The following is a 19119-nucleotide window of genomic DNA, read 5'->3' on the forward strand; positions in this document are numbered from 1 at the left end:
TTCCCGTGCGCCCGTTCCGCGGAAACACTAATCGCAGCGGCGCCGTTTACCCCGGCGCCGCCCGTTATTAGGCGGCAGTTGATCATCGATTTTTTGCAGATGCAAAAACTGCAATTCCCAATATAGCATACGCAGAAAAAATGTCAATATAAAAGTCCATTATTTTTCGCGATTTTTACGTTTTTATCGGGAAATTTCCGCGAAACCCCAAAAAAATTTTGGAATGCCTCGAAATCCCTGCAAAATCCTCCGCCATGCTGTGATATGCTCCGGTTTTTCCGCCGTCCCTCCCCCGCGCCCGCGGGAGGGAGCCGAGGGCGGAAAATCCCGTTCCGTCCTCCCCCGCGTAATCCGGGGACGCCGCTCCACAAAGCCTCCCTCTGAAATACAATGTCCTTTGTAGAAACACAACAAATGCAAACGTCTGAAATCCCCCGCCACCGGCAAAATGCAGCAAAAAAATATTTATTCATTTTTCCCGCGATTTTATGCAGGATTTCCTGCACAAAGCAGGCCCGGGACGGCTCTGCAAAGGACTTTTCCAAGCGGGCTTCGCGCCGCTCTGATCAGATGGGTATAAGTCGTACCATACGTTAAATTATTCAGTTTTCGGCCGCATCTATTCAAAATTTATTAACATCTTTCACAAAGATTTCACCACTTTTCCTAAAATTATCCCCCCTTGCCGATTGGGTTTTGTTGACATGTGAAGAAAATAAGGGTAAAATATAAATTGACCCGGCAAACATTTTTCTGCATGGACCCAAACGATTTATCCAGAATGAGAAAGGAAGAAAAAAATGAAAAAGTATTTTTCCCTATTCCTCGCGCTGGCTCTGGTTCTAATGATGTTTGCAGGCTGCGGCGGTTCCCCCGAGCCCGCTGCACCGGCCGCCCCTGCGGAGACCCCCGCGGACGGCAGCACCGCTCCCGCTGAAACCCCGGCGCCCGCCGGTGAAAAGCTGAAGGTCGCCAACGTCGTCAACGGCAACCTCGGCGACAAATCCTTCTTCGACTCCTGCGAGGCCGGCCTCTCCCAGCTCGCGGCGGACGGGATCATCGAGTACAAGACCTTTGAGCTCGGCCCGACCGACGCCGACCAGCCCAAATGGCTCTCCACCCTCGAGGAGCTCTCCGCCGACGGCTCCTACGACCTGATCGTCTGCGGCACCTATCAGATGCCCGACTACCTGACCCAGGTCGCGACCAACTACCCCGACCAGAAATACCTGATCTATGACTCCGCCGTCGATCTGCCCAACGTCGTCTGCGTCAACTACAAGCAGAACGACATGGGGTACCTCGTCGGCACCGCGGCCGCGTTGGCCACCTCCTCCGACCTGCCGAACATGAACCCCGAGAAGGTCATCGGCTTTGTCGGCGGCGAGAACGGCCCGGTCATCAACGACTTCCTCGTCGGCTATATCCAGGGCGCGCAGGCCGCCGACCCGGACGTCAAGATCGACACCCAGTATGTCGGCAACTTCTATGACACCGGCGCCGCCAAGGAGCTGGCCAACGTCATGATCGGCCAGAACAAGTGCGACATCGTCTGGGGCGTCGCGGGCGGAGCCGGAAACGGCGCCGCCGAGGCGGCCAACGAGCTGAAGGCCTGGTTCATCGGCGTCGACTCCGACCAGGAGGCCACCTTCTCGATCGCGCAGCCCGAGCTTGCCGCGGTCACCCTCTTCTCCGGGCTCAAGAACATCGGCGATTCCATCATCTGGGTCATCAATGAGCAGCTCGCCGGCAACACCCACTATGGCGAGACCCTGAACCTCGGCATCTCCGAGGGCGGCGTCAGTCTGGCCACCGGCGGCAACTTCCAGACCCTGCCCGACGACATCAAGAAGGCCGTCGAGGACGCCACCACCAAGATCACCTCCGGCGAGATCGTGGTCGACACCGCGTTCGGCGACAACGCCGCCGACGTCGAGGCCATCCGCGAGGGCGCCCGTCCGTAAATAAACCGTTGTCCGCTTCGCGCGGATGAAATCTGCAAAGGGGGAGCTTCCGCTCCCCCTTTGCAGTAATTTCCGGCAGGAATCCGTCCGTCCACCCACCACGTCCCAGGTTCCCGGACGCCGCGGCGCGTCCGACTGTATAGAGGGGAGGCAGGTATCCTACTATGGAGGATCGAAGCGAAGTTGTCCGGATGAAGGGCATCACAAAGGTCTATCCAAACGGTATTGCGGCAAACCAGAGCGTGGACTTTTCGGTCCGCAAGGGGGAAATCCACGCGCTGATGGGCGAAAACGGCGCGGGCAAATCCACGCTGATGAAAATCCTCTTCGGTCTCGAGCAGCCCGAGGAGGGGGAAATCGTGATCAACGGCGAGAAGGTCGTGCTCTCCTCGCCGAACGCCGCCATCGCGAAGGGAATCGGCATGGTGCACCAGCACTTCATGCTGGTCCCCTCCCTCACCGTGGCGGAAAACATCGTACTGGGCATGGAGCCCCGCAAGCGCGGCATGTTCCTAGACTATGCAAGGGCGGTCTCCCTCACCGAGGAGTACGCCGAACGGTACAACCTCCAGGTCGACCCCCATGCCAAGGTCATGGACATCCCGGTCGGCATGAAACAGAAGGTGGAAATCCTCAAGGCGCTCGTGCGGGGCGCGCAGATCCTCATCCTCGACGAGCCCACCGCCGTTCTGACAACACAGGAAACGACCGAGCTCTTCCGCGAGCTCATTCATTTTAAAGAGCAGGGCCACACGATCATCTTCATCTCCCACAAGCTCAAGGAGATCAAGCAGATTACCGACCGGCTCACCATCATGCGCGCGGGCAAGTCGATGGGCGTCTTCGACACCGCCGACGTGTCCGAGCAGGATATCTCCCGCCTCATGGTGGGGCGCGACGTGGTGCTCAAGGTCGAAAAGGAGCCGCCCTCCCCCACCGACACGGTGCTTTCCGTCACCGACGTGCACTACCAGAACGAGTACGGCAAGCAGATGCTCGGCGGCGTCTCCTTCAGCGTGCGCAAGGGGGAGATTCTCGGCATCGCGGGCGTCGAGGGCAACGGCCAGCGGGAGCTGGTGGAGATGCTCTTCGACATGAATCAGCCCGATTCCGGTGCGATCGAGGTCGAGGGCCGCCCGGTCGCCGGGAAAGGCCAGGCTTACATACGGGGGCTGGGCGTCTCCCACATCCCCGAGGACCGGATGCTCTACGGCGTGGCCGCCGCCGGCACGATCGAGGAAAACCTCATCGCCGACCGCTTTCAGAAGCCGCGGTTCAACAAGGGGCCGCTCTTCAAGATGGACGCCATCCACGAGGAGAGCGACCGGCTGATCGAGGACTACCAGATCCTCTGCCGGTCGGGCGGCCAGCAGGTCAAGATGCTCTCGGGCGGCAACATCCAGAAGGTCGTCGTGGCGCGCGAATTCTCCTGCGCGCCCAAGCTGATCATCGCCGACCAGCCCACCCGCGGCATCGACGTCGGCGCGACCGAGTTCATCCGCCGCAAGCTCGTCGAGCTCAGCCGGGAGGGGGCCGCCGTGCTGCTCGTCTCCGCCGACTTAAACGAGATCATCGAGCTCTCCGACAGCCTGATCGTCTTTTACGGCGGCGAGATCGTCGCGTACTTTGAGGACACCTCCACCCTGACCGACCTTGAGATGGGCGAATACATGCTCGGCCTCAAGCGCCAGTCCCCCGAGGAGATAAGGAGGGTTATCCATGCGTAAAAGCCTCAAATTCGAGATCATCCGCGGGGCGGCGGCCATCCTCGTGGCGCTCGCGGTGGCGATGGTGTTCATCTTCATCATCAGTGACGTGCCCTTCCAGGCGCTCTACAACCTCATCGTCGCGCCCTTCACGCGGATGCGCTACATCTGGATCATCCTCGAGCGCATGATCCCGATCATCTTCACCGGACTTGCCACCTGCGTCATGTTCAACGCCAACCAGTTCAACCTCGCGGGCGAGGGCGCCGTCTTCTTCGGCGGGCTGGTCGCGGGCGCCTGCGCCATCTACCTGCGTCTGCCGCCCGTGCTGCACGCCGCCGCCTGCATCGCGGCCGCGATGCTCGTCTGCGGGCTGACCATGCTCATCCCCGCCCTGCTCAAAACAAAGCTCGGCGCGAGCGAGATGGTCTCCTCCCTGATGCTCAACTACATCCTTTTGCAGCTGGGCGTCTACATCCTCAGCTACCACCTCGCCGACCGCACCCAGGGCGCCACGATGTCCCACAAGTTCCTCGACACCGCGATCATCCCCACCCTCGTCCCCAAGACCAATCTGAGCTGGGGCATCGTGATCGCGCTTGTGGCCACCGTGCTCGTCTCGATCTTCATGTACCGCACCCGCTGGGGCTACGCCATCCGCATGATCGGCATCAACCAGAGCTTTTCCAAGTACTCCGGCATGAAGGTGGCCGCCACGGTCGTCATGTGCCAGGTCGTCGGCGGCATGCTCGCCGGCATGGGCGGCGCGGTTGAAATCCTCGGCTACTACGACCGCTTCAAATGGCGCCAGCTTCCCGGCTACGGCTGGGACGGCATCACGATCGCCATCCTTGCCAAAAACAACCCCATCTTCATCCCGCTGGCCGCCTTCTTCATGGCCTACCTGCGGCGCGGCTGTGATTTGATGCAGCTCAACACCGACGTGCCCGCCGAGATGCTCAGCATCATCCAGGCGGTCATCTTCCTCTTCTTCGCGGCGGAGCAGTTCCTCTCCAAATACCGCCACAAGCTGGTGGTCAGGGACGCCAAGGACGAGATCGCCGGGAAAGCCGCCGAGAAGGAAGCGAAAGGAGTGGAAGCCTGATGCTGGAAAACATTCTGGGCATTATCTTCTCCATCCCCTTCGCCTTTTCCATCCTGCGCATCACCACCCCGATCCTCTTCGCCGCGCTGGCCGCCGTCGTGGCCGACCGTGCGGGCGTCACCAACATCGGCCTCGAGGGCATCATGATGATCTCCGCCCTCACCGGCGTCATCTTCTCCGCCTGGACCCAGAGCGCCGGCGTCGGCCTGCTCTGCGCGATGGTCATCGGCATGCTCGTCGCGCTGATGATCGGCTTCTTCGCCCTCATTCTCAAGACCGACATCATCCTCGCCGGTATCGCCGTCAACATGCTCGGCAGCGGCGGCACCATCCTCTTCATGTACCTCGCCAGCGGCGACCGCGGCTACTCCGCCAACCTCGCCAGCAAGGTCATGCCGTCAATCGACATCCCGCTCATCAAGGACATCCCCGTGCTCGGGCAGATCCTTTCGGGGCACAACGTCCTGACCTACGTGGCGCTGCTCTGCGTCTTCCTCGTGTGGGTGCTGCTCTACAAGACCCCCCTCGGGCTTCAGATCCGCTCGGTCGGCGAAAACCCCAACGCGGCCGATTCGGTCGGCGTCAGCGTCAACCGCATCAGCTTCATCGCGCTGGGCATCTCCGGCGTGCTCGCGGGGCTGGGCGGCGCGTTCATGTCGATGGGCTACATGTCGAGCTTCAACACCAATATGACAGCCGGGCGCGGCTTCATCGCGCTGGCGGCCGAGGCGATGGGGCGCGGCGAGCCGCTCGGCACCTTCCTGACCTCCCTGCTCTTCGGCTTCGCCGACGCGCTGGCCAACAACCTGCAGAGCCTCGGCTTCCCCGCCGAGCTGGTCAAGATGACCCCCTATGTCTTCACCATCGTCGGCCTGGCGGTCTACGCGGCCAGCACGATGAACAAGGCGAAAAAGATCCGGCACCACAGCAAAACCAAAAAAGCGGGCGCCGCGCAGGCGGGCGCGTAACTGAAAAATCCGGGCCGGGGAGGGGCGGCGCTCCCTCCCCTTTCCCGCACAGGAGGGACTGCCATGAAAAAAATCCCCATCATCCTCGACGGCGACCCCGGGCATGACGACGCGATCGCGTGGATGCTCGCCAACGCGTCGCCCCTGCTGGACATCCGCGCCGTCACCTCGGTCTGCGGCAACCAGACGATTGAAAAGACCACCTACAACGCGCTGCGCATCATGACCCTCATCGGGCTGCGCGCGCCGATGGCGCGCGGGCGCACCGGGCCGCTCGTCTCCGAGCCGATCGTCGCGCCGACCGTGCACGGCAAGTCGGGGCTCGACGGGCCCGACCTGCCCGAGCCCGCCTTTGAGCCGCTGGAGATGAGCGCCGTCGAGTTGATGGCCAAGGTGCTCTCCGAAAGCGCGGAGCCGGTCACACTGGTGCCCACCGGCCCACTCACCAACGTCGCGGCCCTGCTGCTGGCGCACCCCGAGCTGAAATCCAAAATCAGGGAGATCTCCCTGATGGGCGGCGGCATCCACCACGGCAACTGGACCCCCGCCGCGGAATTCAACATCCTTGTCGACCCCGAGGCGGCCGACCTCGTCTTCCGTTCGGGCATCCCGATCATCATGGCCGGGCTCGACGTCACCGAGCAGGCGCTCGTCTTCCCCGAGGATTTCGAGCGCATCCGCGCCCTCGGCAACCCCGTCGCGACGGTGGTCGCCGAATGGCTCGACTTCTTCTACGGCTTCCACCGCGCCAAGGGCTATCCCGGCGCGCCGGTGCACGACGCGGTGGCAGTCGCCGCCCTGATCGCGCCCGAGATTCTCACGATCGAGGAGCTGTACGTCGAGGTGGAGACGCAGGGCGACTACTGCCGCGGCGCGACCGTCGCCGACTACTACCGCCTGCACGACCATAAGCCGAACGCGCGCGTCATCCTCGGCATCGACCGCGCCGCCTTCGTCGACCTGCTGGCAGAGGCCGCGAAATCCTATGGGGAGGTATCGGCATGAACAGACGGCCCATCATCATCGACTGCGACCCCGGCGTCGACGACGCCATCGCCATCCTGCTGGCGCTGCGCGCGCCCGAATTCGACCTGCGCGCGCTCACGCCGGTCGCCGGCAACGTCCCGCTCGACCGCACCGCGCCGAACGCCCTGAGCATCCTCGAACTGGCAGGCGCGCGGGTGCCCGTCTACCGCGGCGCGGAAAAGCCGATGTTCTGCGAGCTGCACACCGCCGCCGAGATTCACGGGGCGGACGGCCTGCACGGGTTCACCCTGCCGGAGCCGAAAACCGCCTACGCCGAAGGGCACGCGTGGGACGCCATCTACCGCGAGGCGCGCGCCCTGGGGGGCGAACTCGAGATCATCGCGGTCGGGCCGCTCACCAACCTCGGCATCGCGTTTTCCAAATATCCCGACCTGCCCCGGTATCTCAAAAAGATCACCATCATGGGGGGCGCGGTCGCCTACGGCAACACGACCTCCGCGGCGGAGTTCAACATCTACGCCGACCCCGAGGCCGCCGAGATGGTCTTCCGCGCGGGCGTGCCCATCGCGATTTGCGGGCTTGACGTGACCCACCAGTCCTGCCTCCTGCCCGAAGAGATCGACGAGATCGCCGCCCTGCCCTCCCCGCAGGCGCGGTACGCGGCCAAGCTGCTCGGCTACACGCTCAGCTGGAAGGACCGCTACCACAGCATCGGCGCGGTGCTGCACGACCCCTGCGCGCTGATCTACGCGCTCGACCCGTCAATGTTCGAGTCGAAGCGCTGCTGGATCGGCGTCGAGACGAAGGGTCCCGTCACACGCGGCAAAACGGTGACCGACTGCTACAGCGACGCCAAAAAGGAACCGAACGCCGACCTCGTCACCGGGGTCGACCGGGCGCGTTTCGCCGCGAAGGTCCGCGAGCTGCTCGCGGCCTACTGACCGCATAGAAGCATAAAAAGCCGGCAGGCACTTTCGTGCCTGCCGGCTTTTTCTTTGGGTTCCGGGCGCGTCAGCCCTCGGGGGGCGTGACGACCCACTTGATGCAGTTGTCGAGATGGTGCTCAAAGACGCGGTAGCCCTCCATGATCCCGTTGAGAGGGCCCCGGTGGGTGATGAGCAGCGAGGTGTCGATCCGGCCCGCTTCGATCAGGCGCATCAGCTCGGGGCCGTGGCAGGCGTCCGCGCCGCCCGTCTTGAAGATGAGGTTTTTGCCGTACATCTCGGGCAGCGGAAGCACCTGCGCCTCCTCGTAGAGCGCGACAAGCGAGACGACCGCGTTGGGCCGCGCGATCTTCCACGCGGTCTGGAAGGTGTTTTTTCCGCCCGCGGCCTCGATGACCGCGTCGGCGCCCCGGCCCCCGGTCAGCGCGCGCACCGCCTCCTCGACGTCGGTTTCGGCGGGATTGACGAGGTCGTCGGCAAGGCCGCGCTCCTTTGCGAGGTTCAGGCGGAAGGGGTTGACGTCGATCAGGACGGTCCGCCCCGCCCCGAACAGCCGCACGCACTCGGCGGCGCAGAGGCCCACCGGCCCCGCGCCGAGGATGGCGACCGTGTCGCCGAGGCGGATGTCCGCGAGCTCCGCGCCGAAATAGCCGGTCGCAAGGATGTCGCCCAGGAAGAGCGCGTCCTCATCCGAGACGGAATCTGGAATTTTCACAAGCCCCCGGTCGGCGAAGGGCACCCGCACATACTCCGCCTGGCCGCCGTCGATGCGGCAGCCGAGCTCCCAGCCGCCCTTTTCGCAGTTGTTGATGTAGCCGCGCCGGCAGAAGAAGCAGTCGCCGCAGAAGGTCTCGCAGGTGGCGGCCACCCGGTCGCCGGGCCGGAGGTTCCCGACCCCCTCCCCCACCTCGGCGATCTCGCCGACAAACTCGTGCCCGAGGATGACCCCCGTCTTCGCGCGCGGGACGAAGCCGTCGCGGATGTGCAGGTCGCTCGTGCAGATGGTCGAGCGGGTTACCCGCACGATCGCGTCGCGCGGGTCCCGGAGTTTCGGAACGGGGCGCTCCTCCAGGCCGATCTCGTGGTTTCCGCGGTAGACAAGCGCCAGCATGGACTCTTTCATACTTGACCCCTCTTTCGTCCGGAATGGTTTCTGACAGTCAAATTATACCACGGACCCATGCGCTCCGCCAGTCTTTACAGGAAGGAAATAAATATATTTCCAATATACATTGACAGGCGAGGTAGATTGTGTTTTAATATAACTAAAGTTTCAGGAAGGGAGTGGATGCTTTGTCCATCACATCCGATCTGATCCGCGGCAACACCGACACGATCATCCTCGCGCAGCTGCGGCTCGGGGACAGTTACGGCTATAAAATCAACAAAGCCATCCAGAGGAAGACCCGCAGCCAGTATGAGCTGAAGGAAGCCACCCTCTACACCGCATTCCGGCGGCTGGAGGAAAACGGATATATCTCCTCCTACTGGGGGGACGAGAGCACCGGGGCGCGCCGGAGGTACTACACGATCACCAACGAGGGCAGGCAGGCCCTCGAGCGTCTCAAAGCCGAATGGCAGACCGCCAAGGCGCTGATCGACGCGCTGATTACTGATGAGGAGGAAACGGACCATGCAGGATAAACTTCGTGCTTTCATCGACACCCTCTTTGAGGACGCGCCCGCCGGGAAAAAGGTGGTCGAGCTCAAGGAGGAGATGCTCCAAAACCTGAACGACAAATACAGCGACCTGCTCTCCGAAGGGAAAAGCGAGGAGGCCGCCTACAATCTCGCGGTGGCGAGCGTCGGGGACGTGAGCGAGCTGCTCCGCTACCTCAGGCGGGAGGAGGGGGACTCCACCCGCGAACAGGAGGAGCTGATGCGTTACAGGCGGCGTTCCGCGGTGGTCGTTCCCATCGCCGTGATCCTCTACATCCTTTCGGTCATCCCCGTGATGCTGATCGACCGCCAGATCGGCGTCGTCTCGATGTTCGTCATGATCGCCGCCGCGACCGGCCTGCTCATCTGGAACAGCATGTCGAAGCCGGTCTATGTCAGGCAGGACGACACCGTCGTCGAGGAGTTCAAGGAGTGGAAGATGCAGAGCGGACACCGCAGGCAGGCGTTCCGTTCGATCTCCGGCGCGATCTGGTCCGCCGCCCTGGCGGTCTACTTCATCCTCAGCTTCATCACGATGGCCTGGCACATCACCTGGGTCATCTTCCTGATCACCGCGGCGGTCAATTCGATCATCAAGGCGATCTTCGATTTGAAGGAGTAAGGATATGAAAACGTCAGCAGTCATCCGGATCATTCTCTGGTCGATGGTCGTCGTGCTTTTGACCTGCATCCTCGCCGTCGGGCTTTCGGGCGGCGAACTTTTGGGCCGCCCCCTGCCGTTCGGCTTTTCCGGCGTCGGCTTTTCGGGCAGCGGCTTTTCCTACCCGGACGCCGGGCGCTATACCGCCGGAGGCGGCAGCTTCCCCGCCGACCAGGTCGACAGCATCGAAATCAACTGGGTCTCGGGCGGGGTGACCGTCCGGTCCTACGAGGGCAGCGAGCTCGCCTTCGACGAAACCATCCGCGGGCAGGTCGACGACAGCATGCGGATGCGCCACTATCTCAAGGACCGCACCCTCGTCATCCAGTTCTGCGCACCCCGCCAAAGCGTCTTCCGCTCCGCCAATTCCCCCGTCAAAACCCTGGAGGTTTTGGTCCCGGAATCCCTCGCGGCGCGGATGGATGAGGCGGAAATCTCCGTCGCCTCCGCCTCCATCCAGGTCTCCGGGATCACCGCCGACAAGCTCGAAATCGACAGCGTCTCCGGAAGCACCGATATCACCGACACCAGCTGCCGCAGCTTCGAGCTCGACACCGTCAGCGGGAGCGTCCGCTCCTCCGGCCTCACCGCCGGCAGTGCGGAGACCGACAGCGTCAGCGGCCCGGTGCAGCTTGAAGGCTCCTTTGGCAAGATTCAGTACGACACCATCTCCGGCTCCTTCCGGGCCGGCTCGGCGATCTGCCCCGAGCGGATCGAAGGCTCCTCGGTCAGCGGGAGCGTCCACATCACGATCCCCGAAAACGACGGCTTCACCGCCGATTACGACCGGGTCAGCGGAGACTTTTCCTCCGACTTCCCGACGACCGGCGACAAGGGCCACCGCGTCTACAAGGACGGCAGCGCCCGCTTCTCCTTCGATACCATCAGCGGCGACATCTCCATCCTCCGCGGATGACCACGGCAAAACGCCCGGCGCGCATGACTGCGCGCCGGGCGTTTTTTCAAAAAGATCATTCATCGCGGGAGCTGGACGAAAGTCCCGCCGCCGTCAGCGCTTCCAGACCGGAAGCGCGCGCACCGCGGGCGCGCCGATGTATCCGCACCGGCGGAAATAGTTCAGGTAGCTTTTGAGCAGGGCGGCGTCGACCGGCGGGCAGGAGACGTCGGTCCCCCGCAGCATCCGGTCGGCGTTGTCCGTCCGGAAGCGCGGCTGGCGCTTCCCGAACCGGTCGACGAGGCTCTCCCCTTCGGCGCGCCGGTCGGTGAAGAGGCAGGAGAGGATCCGCAGCACGTTCTCCTCCGCCGGGCAGGCGGCCAGCCGGACGCACCACTCGTCGTACGGGAGGGTCTCGACCCGGTAGCCGGCCCTGCGCATCAGCCGGCCCACCTGGTTCATCGGCATGAGGTTTTGATTGATGATGTTGTACGCCCTGCCGTCGGAGCCGCTCTGGAAGGCGATCGCCACGACCGCGTCGCTGACGTAGTCCACCGGCGTCAGGTGGAGGTTCACGTCGATGTCGGGGACCGCGCCCATCTGGATGCAGCCGACGATCGACCGGCTGATCATGTCCTCCAGCTTCCAGACGCCGTCCCGGAGCGTCCCGGTGATGTCACCGGGGCGGTAGACGGCGGCGCGCAGACCCCTTTCGCGCGCGATGCCCACGAGCTTTTCCGCGACCCATTTCGTCTCGGAATAGCCGAGGAAATACCCCTCGGGCGAAAGGAGCGGATCGTCCTCCGCCACGGTTTTCCCGAACTGGCCGGGCGTGTCGTAGACGCTGTAGGAGGAGATGTAGTGGAAGTACTTCGGCCTGCCCGTACAGGCGAACCGCAGGCATTCCGCCGTTCCGGTGACGTTCGTCCGCTTCATCTGCCGGTAGGGATAGACGAAGTTCAGCAGCGCCCCGTTGTGGATCACCAGCCCGATTTCATCCGCGAGCCGCCGGTAGGTGAATTTGTCCAGCCCGAGGTTGGGCAGGTTCAAATCCCCCGTGACCGGGACGATGTGGTCGCGGTAGTCCTCCTTCCAGCAACAGAAATCCTTCATGTTGGCGACGATCCGCTCCAGCCCGGCGGCAGGGTCCTTCGCCCGCACATGGCAGTAGACGACCGGGTCGCTCCCCGCCCGCCGCTCAAGGATCGAGCGGATGAGGTACGCGCCGAGAAAGCCCGTCGAACCGGTCAGGAAGATGCTGCGGCATTCCTCCGGAGGCGTCGTGTAGGGGGCCTCGGGGCGGATCGATTCGTCCAGCGCGCACTCCTTTCGCAGGTCGGGCTTCTCCCCCGGCCCCTCGCCCGTGCGCACCCGGCGGAGGTAACCGGCGATGCCCGCCACCGTCGGGGCGGCGGCCATCTCGCGCAGGTCGATGGAGATGCCGAGATCCCGCTCGAGCCCGCAGAGCAGCTCCATCATCTGGAGCGAGTCGCCGCCGATCTCGAGGAAGCTGTCCTCGTCGGAAAACCCGACGCCCGGCGCCGCGCGGCGGAAGGCCGCGCGCACCACCGTCCGCAGCTCCTCCTCCGACGCGTCCGCAGAAGCAGCCTTCGGCCGGGGCGCGGGCGGTTTCTGCTCCGCGCCGCTCCGGCGGGTGCTGTAAAGGATTTTCAGCCCGCCCGCCTCATACGCCTCCTTGATGGCGTGGGTCTTGATCTTGCGGTTGTCGGTGCGCGGGAGGGAGCCCGCCTCCACAAACACCGTGTCGTGGAAGGAGAACCCGAACGACCCGGCCACGGCGCGGTTGATCTCCGCCGCGAGGGAACGGAAGTCCGTCTCCCCGCCGCATTCCGCGCAGAGCACCGGCCGCTCGCCGCCCTCCGACTCCACCGAAAAGACGCCCACCGCGTCGACGGCGGGGGCGAGCCCCTGCTCGTGCAGCAGCAGCGTGATGTCGCTGGGGTAGATGTTCTTCCCGCTGACCACGATCATCTCCTTGATGCGGCCGGTCAGGTAGAGCTGCCCGCCGTAGAGCGCGCCCATGTCCCCCGTCCGGTAAAAGCGGCCCGGGTACCCGGGGATCTCCGCTTCAAACCGCTTTGTCTCCTCCGGGTTTTTCCAGTAGCCGCCGCAGACGTTTTCCCCGCTCAGGCAGATTTCGCCGATCTCGTCCGGCCCGCAGGGGGACCCGTCCGCGCGCACCGCGACGATCCGCATCCCGGAGGGCACGCGCCCCACGCCGACGATCGCCTTTCCATCCGACGGCACCGGGGCAAAGCGTCCCTTTGCGTACCCCTCCCGGTCGATCTCCACCGACCGGAATTCGCCGCTCGCCAGCGTGGCGATGCAGACGCACTCCGACAGCCCGTAACCGGGCGCAAAGGCGTCGGGGCTGATGCGGAAGAGGCCGCAGAACTTTTCGACCGTGCGCAGGTTGACGAACTCGGAGCCGTTGACGAGGTGGGTGACGTGGGAGAGGTCGTAGTTTTTCGCGTCCTCTTCACCGATCAGCCGGGTGCAGACGTCATAGGCGGAGTTGGGTGCCGCCGTGATGTTGACCCGGAAGTCGGAGAGCACCTTCAGCCAGACGGTCGGTTTCGCCAGAAACTGCAGCGTCGGGATCAGGTAGGAGACTCCGTGGTCGGGGATCAGCGGGATGAAGAGGGCGGCGATCAGCCCGATGTTGTGGTAGAAGGGCACCCAGGAGGCAATGTTGTGGTTGCCCACGGTGAAGTCGAAGAGCTCCCGGCACTGGTCGATGCAGGCGGTCAGGTTCCCGTAGGAGACCATCACGCCCTTTGGCTCGGAGGTGGACCCGGAGGTGTACTGCAGATAGACGAGATCGTCCGCGCCGTAGCCGCAGAAGATCTCGGGGCCCTCGTACCGCTCCGTCCGGTCGGTATAGACGCGTCTGAGGGCCACCGCCTGGAAGAAGGCCTTCCGCAGCAGCGGGGCCGTCACCTTCGTGTCGGAGGATCGCTCCATCCCCTCGTTGGAGATGAGAAAGCGCGGCCCGCACGACTTGAGCACCGAGACGAAGCGCGCGAACTTGCCCGCGTCGATGGGCGGCGGAATCACCGTGAACACCACGCCCGCCAGCATGCAGCCAAAGATCGCGTAGACTGTCCCCGCGTCCTGCATCGACAGGATGATCGCGCGGTCCCCCCGCTTCGCGCCCTTGCGCTTGAGGTCGGCGGCGATGTCCGTGGCGCGGGCATGGAGCTGTCCCATCGTCACAACGTTCTGCCCGAACGGCTCGGTTTCGCAGTCCAAAAAATTGTAGACGGCGCGGTTGGGGTTTTCCCGCGCGTCACGCCGCAGTTTTTCCAGGATTCCCTGCATAGGCATTTCCTTTCCACTATCGGGATGTCCGTATTTTTGCCTCACGCAAACAGGGGCCCGCTCATCAGACCCCTGTTTGCGGCGCTCGTCAGCGCTGGGCTATGGAAGTGTCGGGTTGAACGATGAATCAGCCGAGAAGCTCAAACAGACGTTCCTCAACGTAGGGTCCCCACCACTCGAGGTAGCCCTTCTTGGTGGGATGGATGGCGTCGCTCATGTAGGAGCGCCAGAGGGTGTCGCCCGTCACGACGTTCTCATACATGACGTCGTTGTGCCACAGGTCGAGGACGGAGAATTCGTCTCCCCACTTTTCGTCGAGCTCGTGGCACCGCTCGATCATCAGCTGGTAGATGTCCTTGTTCTGTCCGCCGGAGTAGGTCATTTCATCCTCGAACTGGGTGCCGGTGATGACCAGGACGGGCGCGCCCCACGTCTCCTTGGAGTAGGCGGTGATGGCTTCCAGCGCGCCGACCGTTGTGGTGAGCTCAAAGTCGTCCATGTCGAAGCTCGCGCTGACCTCGCCCGTCTCGCACTGGCCCTTGGAGTCGTTGGTGGAGAGCTGGACCACCACGAGGTCCACGACCGGGTCGGTCTCCGCGGTGTGGTTCATCAGGCGGGGCAGGTAGGAATCGGACGAGGAGACGCTGCCGAGCCCGCTGCCGATCGAGGCCTCCACGCCGGCGAGCAGGGTGCCGCCCTTGACCTCGACGATCGAGTTGGTGCCGTCGATCGCGTCGATCCACGCGGCGGGAGAGGTCTTGCCCGCGCCGAAGCCCTGGAACACGGAGGAACCGAGCCACAGGAGAGTCTTGCCCTTGATGGGGCTGTCGGGGTTGGCGGCCTGCACCTCGGGGACGTACTTGTCGCTGTTGCCCTCGTTCTTCATGCCGGTGACGGTGACAAGCTGCTGCACCGTGCTGGCGCCGACCACGATCAGGATCGCCAGGATCACCGCGAGAACGCGGAGGACGATCTTTTTGACGCGCCTGCCGTTGACCTTCTTTTTGAGCGCCTCCCCGGAGAGCGCGCCGCTCTTCTTGGGTGCGGGCACCGCCTTGCCGGTCAGGACGCAGGCCAGCGCGGCCTCAACGGTGGGGGTCATCGCCTGATAGCCCTTCTTGGTGGGATGGATCTGATCGTTGCGGTAGCTGCCCTTTTTGCAGAGCTCGGAAATCTCGCCGTCGTTCCAGAAGTCAATCACGGAGATCTCCCATTTTCCGGCGATCTCCTTCAGCGCGGAGACCATCGCGGCGTATTTCTCATCGGCATAGAAGGGATTGGTGTAGAAGACGACCGGGCAGTCCCAGGTCTCCTTCGCATAGGCGATGATGTACTCGATCGCGCCATAGACGGTCTTCGTGTCGAAATCCGCCAGCCCGGTGCCCGCGGAAAGTTTGCCGAGCGGCAGCTTTTTGGTCGCGTCGTTGGTGGAAAGCTGGCAAACGAACACGTCGCAGGGGGTCTTGGCGTCGATGATTTTCAGGCGGCTTATGTAGGATTTGGGGCCGTTGTCGACCAGCGTCGTGCCGGAGACGGCCTCCTTGACGCAGACGGCGCCGTTGCGGGCGGCGACCATATCCACGAAGGACTTCCCAAAGGACGCGAAGCCCTTGGTCACGGAAGAGCCGAGGAAGATGAACCGCTTGCCCTTGAGAGGGCTGTTTTTGACCTGGTCCATGTTTCCGGGGTTATACTTCGGGAGGTTGCCGGGGTTGAGCAGGCCGAACAGCCGGATCAGGACGATCGCGGCGATCACGATCAAAACGATGATCGTGAATTGCAGGCCGTACATCATGACGCCGCTGGTGCAGTACTCCTTGCAGACCTGCGGGGTCACGCCCAGCGCGGTCGCGACGGCTTTAAAGACCGGGGCAAGCAAATCCGAATAAAAAATCGCGCGCCAAAAGTTTAACATGATATCCTCCTCCTGTTGCTGTTTCTGACAGCAGCCGCTGTTTTGAAATGATGAAATCTCCTGCGAAGCAGCCGGGTCCTTCAGGGACCCGGCGTCGGCTCACACAGCCCCTTTCGTTCGTTCCATTCCTCCAAAATCCTGCACAGGTTTTCCTCAATCACCGGCGTCCACCACTCCAAATAGCCGGCCTTGGTGGGGTGGACGCCATCGTTCATGTAGAATTTATAATCATCCGGGCTGACCCGGTTCATTTCGCGGTTGTGCCACAGGTCGATCACTTCGATCCCCCACTTGTCCCGCAGCTCGAGCAGCAGATTGACCAGCCGGTGGTAGCGGGGGTTGTCGTACTTCGTCCCGGTGAAAAAGACGACCGGGCAGTCCCAGGTCTTTTTCGCGAAGGCGATGATGTATTCCATCGCGCCGACCGTCGTCCCGGTGTCGAACGAGGCGATGTCGAAGGAGTCGCTCACCTCCCCGGGATCGCTTTTAAAGGTGGCGTCGTTGGTCGACAGCTGGCAGAGGAAGCAGTCGATCCCACGGTTTACCGCGGGATGGCGCTCGAGGCGCGCGATGTACGACCGCCGGCCGCGGCCCGCCAGCGTCGAGGCGGATACCGCCTCCTTGATGAAATTGCAGCCGCTGCGGCGGGCGATATAGTCCGCGAAGGAGACGTTCCCGGCCGCCAGTCCGCGGGTCACCGACGAGCCGAGGCAGAGGACGGTCCTGCCCGTCAGCGCGTTGGGCGCTCCCCGCTTTACCCCGCCGAGGCTGTACCTGCGGTGGTTCCCGGCCCGGAAGGGCCCGGCCAGGCGAATCCAGACAACCGCTCCGATCACCAGTCCCAGGATGAGAATTCCAACCAGCAGCTTCATTTTCCCATCTCCTATTTTACGGCCCAAAATCGATTGCATCGTTTTGAAATCATGGTATAATGAAATCGGAATAAAATTTATTTGTTGACTAACCAACCAATCTATTTTATATTATAAGCACACCGTTTGAGGAATGTCAATAAAAAAATCTCTGATTTATAAAAAAATTTAGGAGAGTAGTCCATGGGAAGACAATCAATCGCCGAGCAGCGCCGCATCCAGATCGGGCGCGCGCTGCAGGCCTGCATGCTGGAAAAGGGTTCCTACGAATCCACCTCCGTCAAGGACATCGCGCAGCGCGCCGACATGGCGGCCGGGCTGATCCACCACTATTTCAAGAGCAAGGACGAAATCCTCATGCTGGTGGCGCGCATGCTCTTCGAATCCATCCGCAATGATATCGACGAGCTCTACCTCGCGCGGGACGAGGCGGGAAAGCGGGAGCAGCTGCACGAGCTGGTCGGCAGCTGCGACCGGAACCGCTTCGTCATGATGCTCTATTCCCTCTCCCTCTCGATGCCCGAGGTTAAGGAGCTGGTCGCCGGGGAGCGCGCGCTGCTTTTTAATGCGCTGGCCTCCCGCCTGAAGCGGGGCGCCAAAGCCGTCCCGAACCCGGAAAAATCGGCCGCGAGCCTCCTCTTTTTCTTTGAGAGCGCCATCATGCAGTCGGCGCTTTTCGACCAGGCGCCCGCCGAGGACCTGCTGATGGAGGTCCTGGTGGACCAATTTTTAAGCCTCTGAGACGCAGAAAGACCGCCGGCGGAAGTTCCGCCGGCGGTCTTTTCCCGGTATCAGGCATCATTTGCGGTCAGCCCGGCCGCTTCGCGTAGATCTCCGCGATCTTCATGAGCAGCTCCACGTTGCGCTCGAGCGACTGGACGGTGATGTGCTCGTACCGCCCGTGGAAGCACTGCCCGCCCGTGCCGAGGTTCGGGCAGGGCAGCCCCATGTAGGAGAGCCGCGCCCCGTCGGTGCCGCCGCGGATGGGGATCACGTTCGGTTCGATCCCCACCTCCTCCATTGCGCGGCGCGCGTTGTCGATCAGGTGGAAATGGGGCAGGATCTGCTCCTTCATGTTGCGGTACTCGTCGACCAGCTCGACCGAAACGAGCTTTTTCCCGTATTTCCCATTGATGAACTCGCCCGCCGCGCGCATCACGCGCTTTTTCTCCTCCAGCTTTTCGGCGTCGTGGTCACGCAGGATGTATGCGAGCCTCGCTTTCTCCACCCCGCCGTCAAACCGCATCAGGTGGATGAAGCCCTCGTATCCCTCGGTGTTCTCGGGCGTCTGGCGCTCGGGCAGCATCGACTGGAACTCGACCGCCACCCGGCTGGCGTTGATCATCCGGTCCTTCGCGTCGCCCGGGTGGATGCCCTGCCCCGTCACCGTTACCTTCGCGGTCGCGGCGTTGAAGTTTTCAAATTCCAGTTCCCCCACCGGGCCGCCGTCGACGGTGTAGGCGTAGTCCGCGCCGAACACCGCCACGTCGAAGTGGTCGGCCCCCCGGCCGACCTCCTCGTCGGGGGTGAAGCCGAGGCGGATAGTCCCGTGCGGACGGCCCGGGTCCGCGAGCAGCCGTTCGGCGGCGGTCATGATCTCCGCCACGCCCGCCTTGTCGTCCGCACCGAGCAGCGTGTTTCCGTCGGTCACAATGAGGTCCTCCCCCACCGCGTCGCGGAGCATCCCGAACTCGGAGACCTTCATCACGATCCCGCGCTCGGCGTTGAGCGGGATGTCCGAGCCGTCGTAGCCCTCGATGACGCGCGGCTTCACATCCGTGCCGGTAAGCGCGGGCGACGTATCATAATGAGCGATCAGCCCGAGCACCGGCGCGTCCGGCGCATTGCCCGGGACCGTGCCCGTCACGATGCCGTTTCCATCGACCGCCGCGTCGGTGATCCCCATCTCCCGCATCTCCCGCACGAGCTCGTTGGCCAGCACAAGCTGCTTTTCCGTACTCGGCGCGGCGAGGTTGTCGTCGTCCGACTGGGTGTCATAAGAGACATATTTCAAAAACCGATCCTTGACCTGCATTTGTGATTCCTCCTGTCAGTACTTCCCAACAAGGATAACACAAAAGCGCCCGGGATTCAATTCCCG

At 63.1% G+C, this 19119-nt stretch carries 15 protein-coding genes; 10 read left to right on the top strand and 5 right to left on the bottom strand.

Features of this window, described 5'->3' with window-relative positions:
• Positions 1-800: 800 nt before the first annotated feature.
• From C1A13_RS08445 to C1A13_RS08470, 6 genes are all read left to right on the top strand, one after another.
• Complete coding sequence (locus tag C1A13_RS08445; RefSeq protein ID WP_101551017.1) at positions 801-1964, top strand: BMP family ABC transporter substrate-binding protein; 1164 nt, start codon at positions 801-803, stop codon at positions 1962-1964.
• A 164-nt stretch (positions 1965-2128) separates the two neighbouring features.
• A complete protein-coding gene (locus tag C1A13_RS08450; RefSeq protein WP_101551019.1) occupies positions 2129-3691 on the top strand; it encodes an ABC transporter ATP-binding protein in 1563 nt (520 codons plus the stop codon).
• Positions 3684-4775 (top strand): ABC transporter permease, encoded by a 1092-nt coding sequence (locus C1A13_RS08455; protein ID WP_101551021.1) that lies wholly within the window; start codon positions 3684-3686, stop codon positions 4773-4775. Before C1A13_RS08450 ends, C1A13_RS08455 begins: the two co-directional genes overlap by 8 nt.
• Positions 4775-5743, top strand: coding sequence for an ABC transporter permease (locus tag C1A13_RS08460; RefSeq protein WP_101551023.1), 969 nt, complete (start codon positions 4775-4777; stop codon positions 5741-5743). The genes C1A13_RS08455 and C1A13_RS08460 overlap by 1 nt, the downstream gene beginning before the upstream one ends.
• A 63-nt stretch (positions 5744-5806) precedes the next feature.
• Positions 5807-6748, top strand: a complete 942-nt coding sequence (locus C1A13_RS08465; protein ID WP_101551025.1) for a nucleoside hydrolase — start codon at positions 5807-5809, stop codon at positions 6746-6748.
• Positions 6745-7671, top strand: a complete 927-nt coding sequence (locus C1A13_RS08470) for a nucleoside hydrolase (protein ID WP_101551027.1) — start codon at positions 6745-6747, stop codon at positions 7669-7671. The genes C1A13_RS08465 and C1A13_RS08470 overlap by 4 nt, the downstream gene beginning before the upstream one ends.
• A 70-nt stretch (positions 7672-7741) precedes the next feature.
• On the opposite strand, the gene C1A13_RS08475 is transcribed toward C1A13_RS08470, so the two are convergent.
• The gene (locus tag C1A13_RS08475; RefSeq protein WP_101551029.1) at positions 7742-8797 is read right to left on the bottom strand and encodes an alcohol dehydrogenase; all 1056 of its coding nucleotides are present in this window, start codon (positions 8795-8797) and stop codon (positions 7742-7744) included.
• Between the two features lie 170 nt (positions 8798-8967).
• On the opposite strand from C1A13_RS08475, the gene C1A13_RS08480 reads away from it, so the two are divergent.
• From C1A13_RS08480 to C1A13_RS08490, 3 genes are read left to right on the top strand one after another with little or no spacing between them, the layout of a single operon-like run.
• Entirely contained in the window at positions 8968-9318 is a 351-nt protein-coding gene (locus tag C1A13_RS08480) for a PadR family transcriptional regulator (RefSeq protein WP_101551031.1), read from the top strand.
• Positions 9308-9955: a permease prefix domain 1-containing protein gene (locus C1A13_RS08485; protein ID WP_101551033.1), complete on the top strand. Its 648-nt coding sequence runs from the start codon at positions 9308-9310 to the stop codon at positions 9953-9955. Before C1A13_RS08480 ends, C1A13_RS08485 begins: the two co-directional genes overlap by 11 nt.
• A gap of 4 nt (positions 9956-9959) precedes the next feature.
• The gene (locus C1A13_RS08490; protein ID WP_101551035.1) at positions 9960-10910 is read left to right on the top strand and encodes a DUF4097 family beta strand repeat-containing protein; all 951 of its coding nucleotides are present in this window, start codon (positions 9960-9962) and stop codon (positions 10908-10910) included.
• Positions 10911-11003: 93 nt separating this feature from the next.
• On the opposite strand, the gene C1A13_RS08495 is transcribed toward C1A13_RS08490, so the two are convergent.
• The 3 genes from C1A13_RS08495 to C1A13_RS08505 all read right to left on the bottom strand — a co-directional run bounded on the left by C1A13_RS08495 (position 11004) and on the right by C1A13_RS08505 (position 17018).
• The gene (locus C1A13_RS08495; RefSeq protein ID WP_172439221.1) at positions 11004-14231 is read right to left on the bottom strand and encodes a thioester reductase domain-containing protein; all 3228 of its coding nucleotides are present in this window, start codon (positions 14229-14231) and stop codon (positions 11004-11006) included.
• A 127-nt stretch (positions 14232-14358) separates the two neighbouring features.
• Positions 14359-16146: an SGNH/GDSL hydrolase family protein gene (locus C1A13_RS08500; RefSeq protein ID WP_101551038.1), complete on the bottom strand. Its 1788-nt coding sequence runs from the start codon at positions 16144-16146 to the stop codon at positions 14359-14361.
• Between the two features lie 80 nt (positions 16147-16226).
• Positions 16227-17018, bottom strand: a complete 792-nt coding sequence (locus tag C1A13_RS08505; RefSeq protein ID WP_172439222.1) for an SGNH/GDSL hydrolase family protein — start codon at positions 17016-17018, stop codon at positions 16227-16229.
• A 183-nt stretch (positions 17019-17201) separates the two neighbouring features.
• Between C1A13_RS08505 and C1A13_RS08510 the strand changes: the two genes are divergently transcribed.
• On the top strand, positions 17202-17759 hold the full coding sequence (locus tag C1A13_RS08510) for a TetR/AcrR family transcriptional regulator (RefSeq protein WP_101551042.1): 558 nt from the start codon (positions 17202-17204) through the stop codon (positions 17757-17759).
• Positions 17760-17826: 67 nt separating this feature from the next.
• Here C1A13_RS08510 and pepT read toward each other — a convergent pair whose 3' ends face one another.
• Positions 17827-19053: a peptidase T gene (gene pepT, locus C1A13_RS08515; RefSeq protein ID WP_101551044.1), complete on the bottom strand. Its 1227-nt coding sequence runs from the start codon at positions 19051-19053 to the stop codon at positions 17827-17829.
• Between the last annotated feature and the right edge of the window lie 66 nt (positions 19054-19119).

Source organism: Anaerotruncus massiliensis (ex Togo et al. 2026) (assembly GCF_900199635.1).
GTDB classification, from domain to species: Bacteria; Bacillota; Clostridia; order Oscillospirales; family Ruminococcaceae; genus Anaerotruncus; species Anaerotruncus massiliensis.

Coding starts and splice junctions, on each gene's coding strand:
- C1A13_RS08445 (WP_101551017.1), top strand. CDS start 801: ATGAAAAAGTATTTTTCCCTATTCCTCGCGCTGGCTCTGGTTCTAATG.
- C1A13_RS08450 (WP_101551019.1), top strand. CDS start 2,129: ATGGAGGATCGAAGCGAAGTTGTCCGGATGAAGGGCATCACAAAGGTC.
- C1A13_RS08455 (WP_101551021.1), top strand. CDS start 3,684: ATGCGTAAAAGCCTCAAATTCGAGATCATCCGCGGGGCGGCGGCCATC.
- C1A13_RS08460 (WP_101551023.1), top strand. CDS start 4,775: ATGCTGGAAAACATTCTGGGCATTATCTTCTCCATCCCCTTCGCCTTT.
- C1A13_RS08465 (WP_101551025.1), top strand. CDS start 5,807: ATGAAAAAAATCCCCATCATCCTCGACGGCGACCCCGGGCATGACGAC.
- C1A13_RS08470 (WP_101551027.1), top strand. CDS start 6,745: ATGAACAGACGGCCCATCATCATCGACTGCGACCCCGGCGTCGACGAC.
- C1A13_RS08475 (WP_101551029.1), bottom strand. CDS start 8,797: ATGAAAGAGTCCATGCTGGCGCTTGTCTACCGCGGAAACCACGAGATC.
- C1A13_RS08485 (WP_101551033.1), top strand. CDS start 9,308: ATGCAGGATAAACTTCGTGCTTTCATCGACACCCTCTTTGAGGACGCG.
- C1A13_RS08490 (WP_101551035.1), top strand. CDS start 9,960: ATGAAAACGTCAGCAGTCATCCGGATCATTCTCTGGTCGATGGTCGTC.
- C1A13_RS08495 (WP_172439221.1), bottom strand. CDS start 14,231: ATGCAGGGAATCCTGGAAAAACTGCGGCGTGACGCGCGGGAAAACCCC.
- C1A13_RS08500 (WP_101551038.1), bottom strand. CDS start 16,146: ATGTTAAACTTTTGGCGCGCGATTTTTTATTCGGATTTGCTTGCCCCG.
- C1A13_RS08505 (WP_172439222.1), bottom strand. CDS start 17,018: ATGAAGCTGCTGGTTGGAATTCTCATCCTGGGACTGGTGATCGGAGCG.
- C1A13_RS08510 (WP_101551042.1), top strand. CDS start 17,202: ATGGGAAGACAATCAATCGCCGAGCAGCGCCGCATCCAGATCGGGCGC.
- pepT (WP_101551044.1), bottom strand. CDS start 19,053: ATGCAGGTCAAGGATCGGTTTTTGAAATATGTCTCTTATGACACCCAG.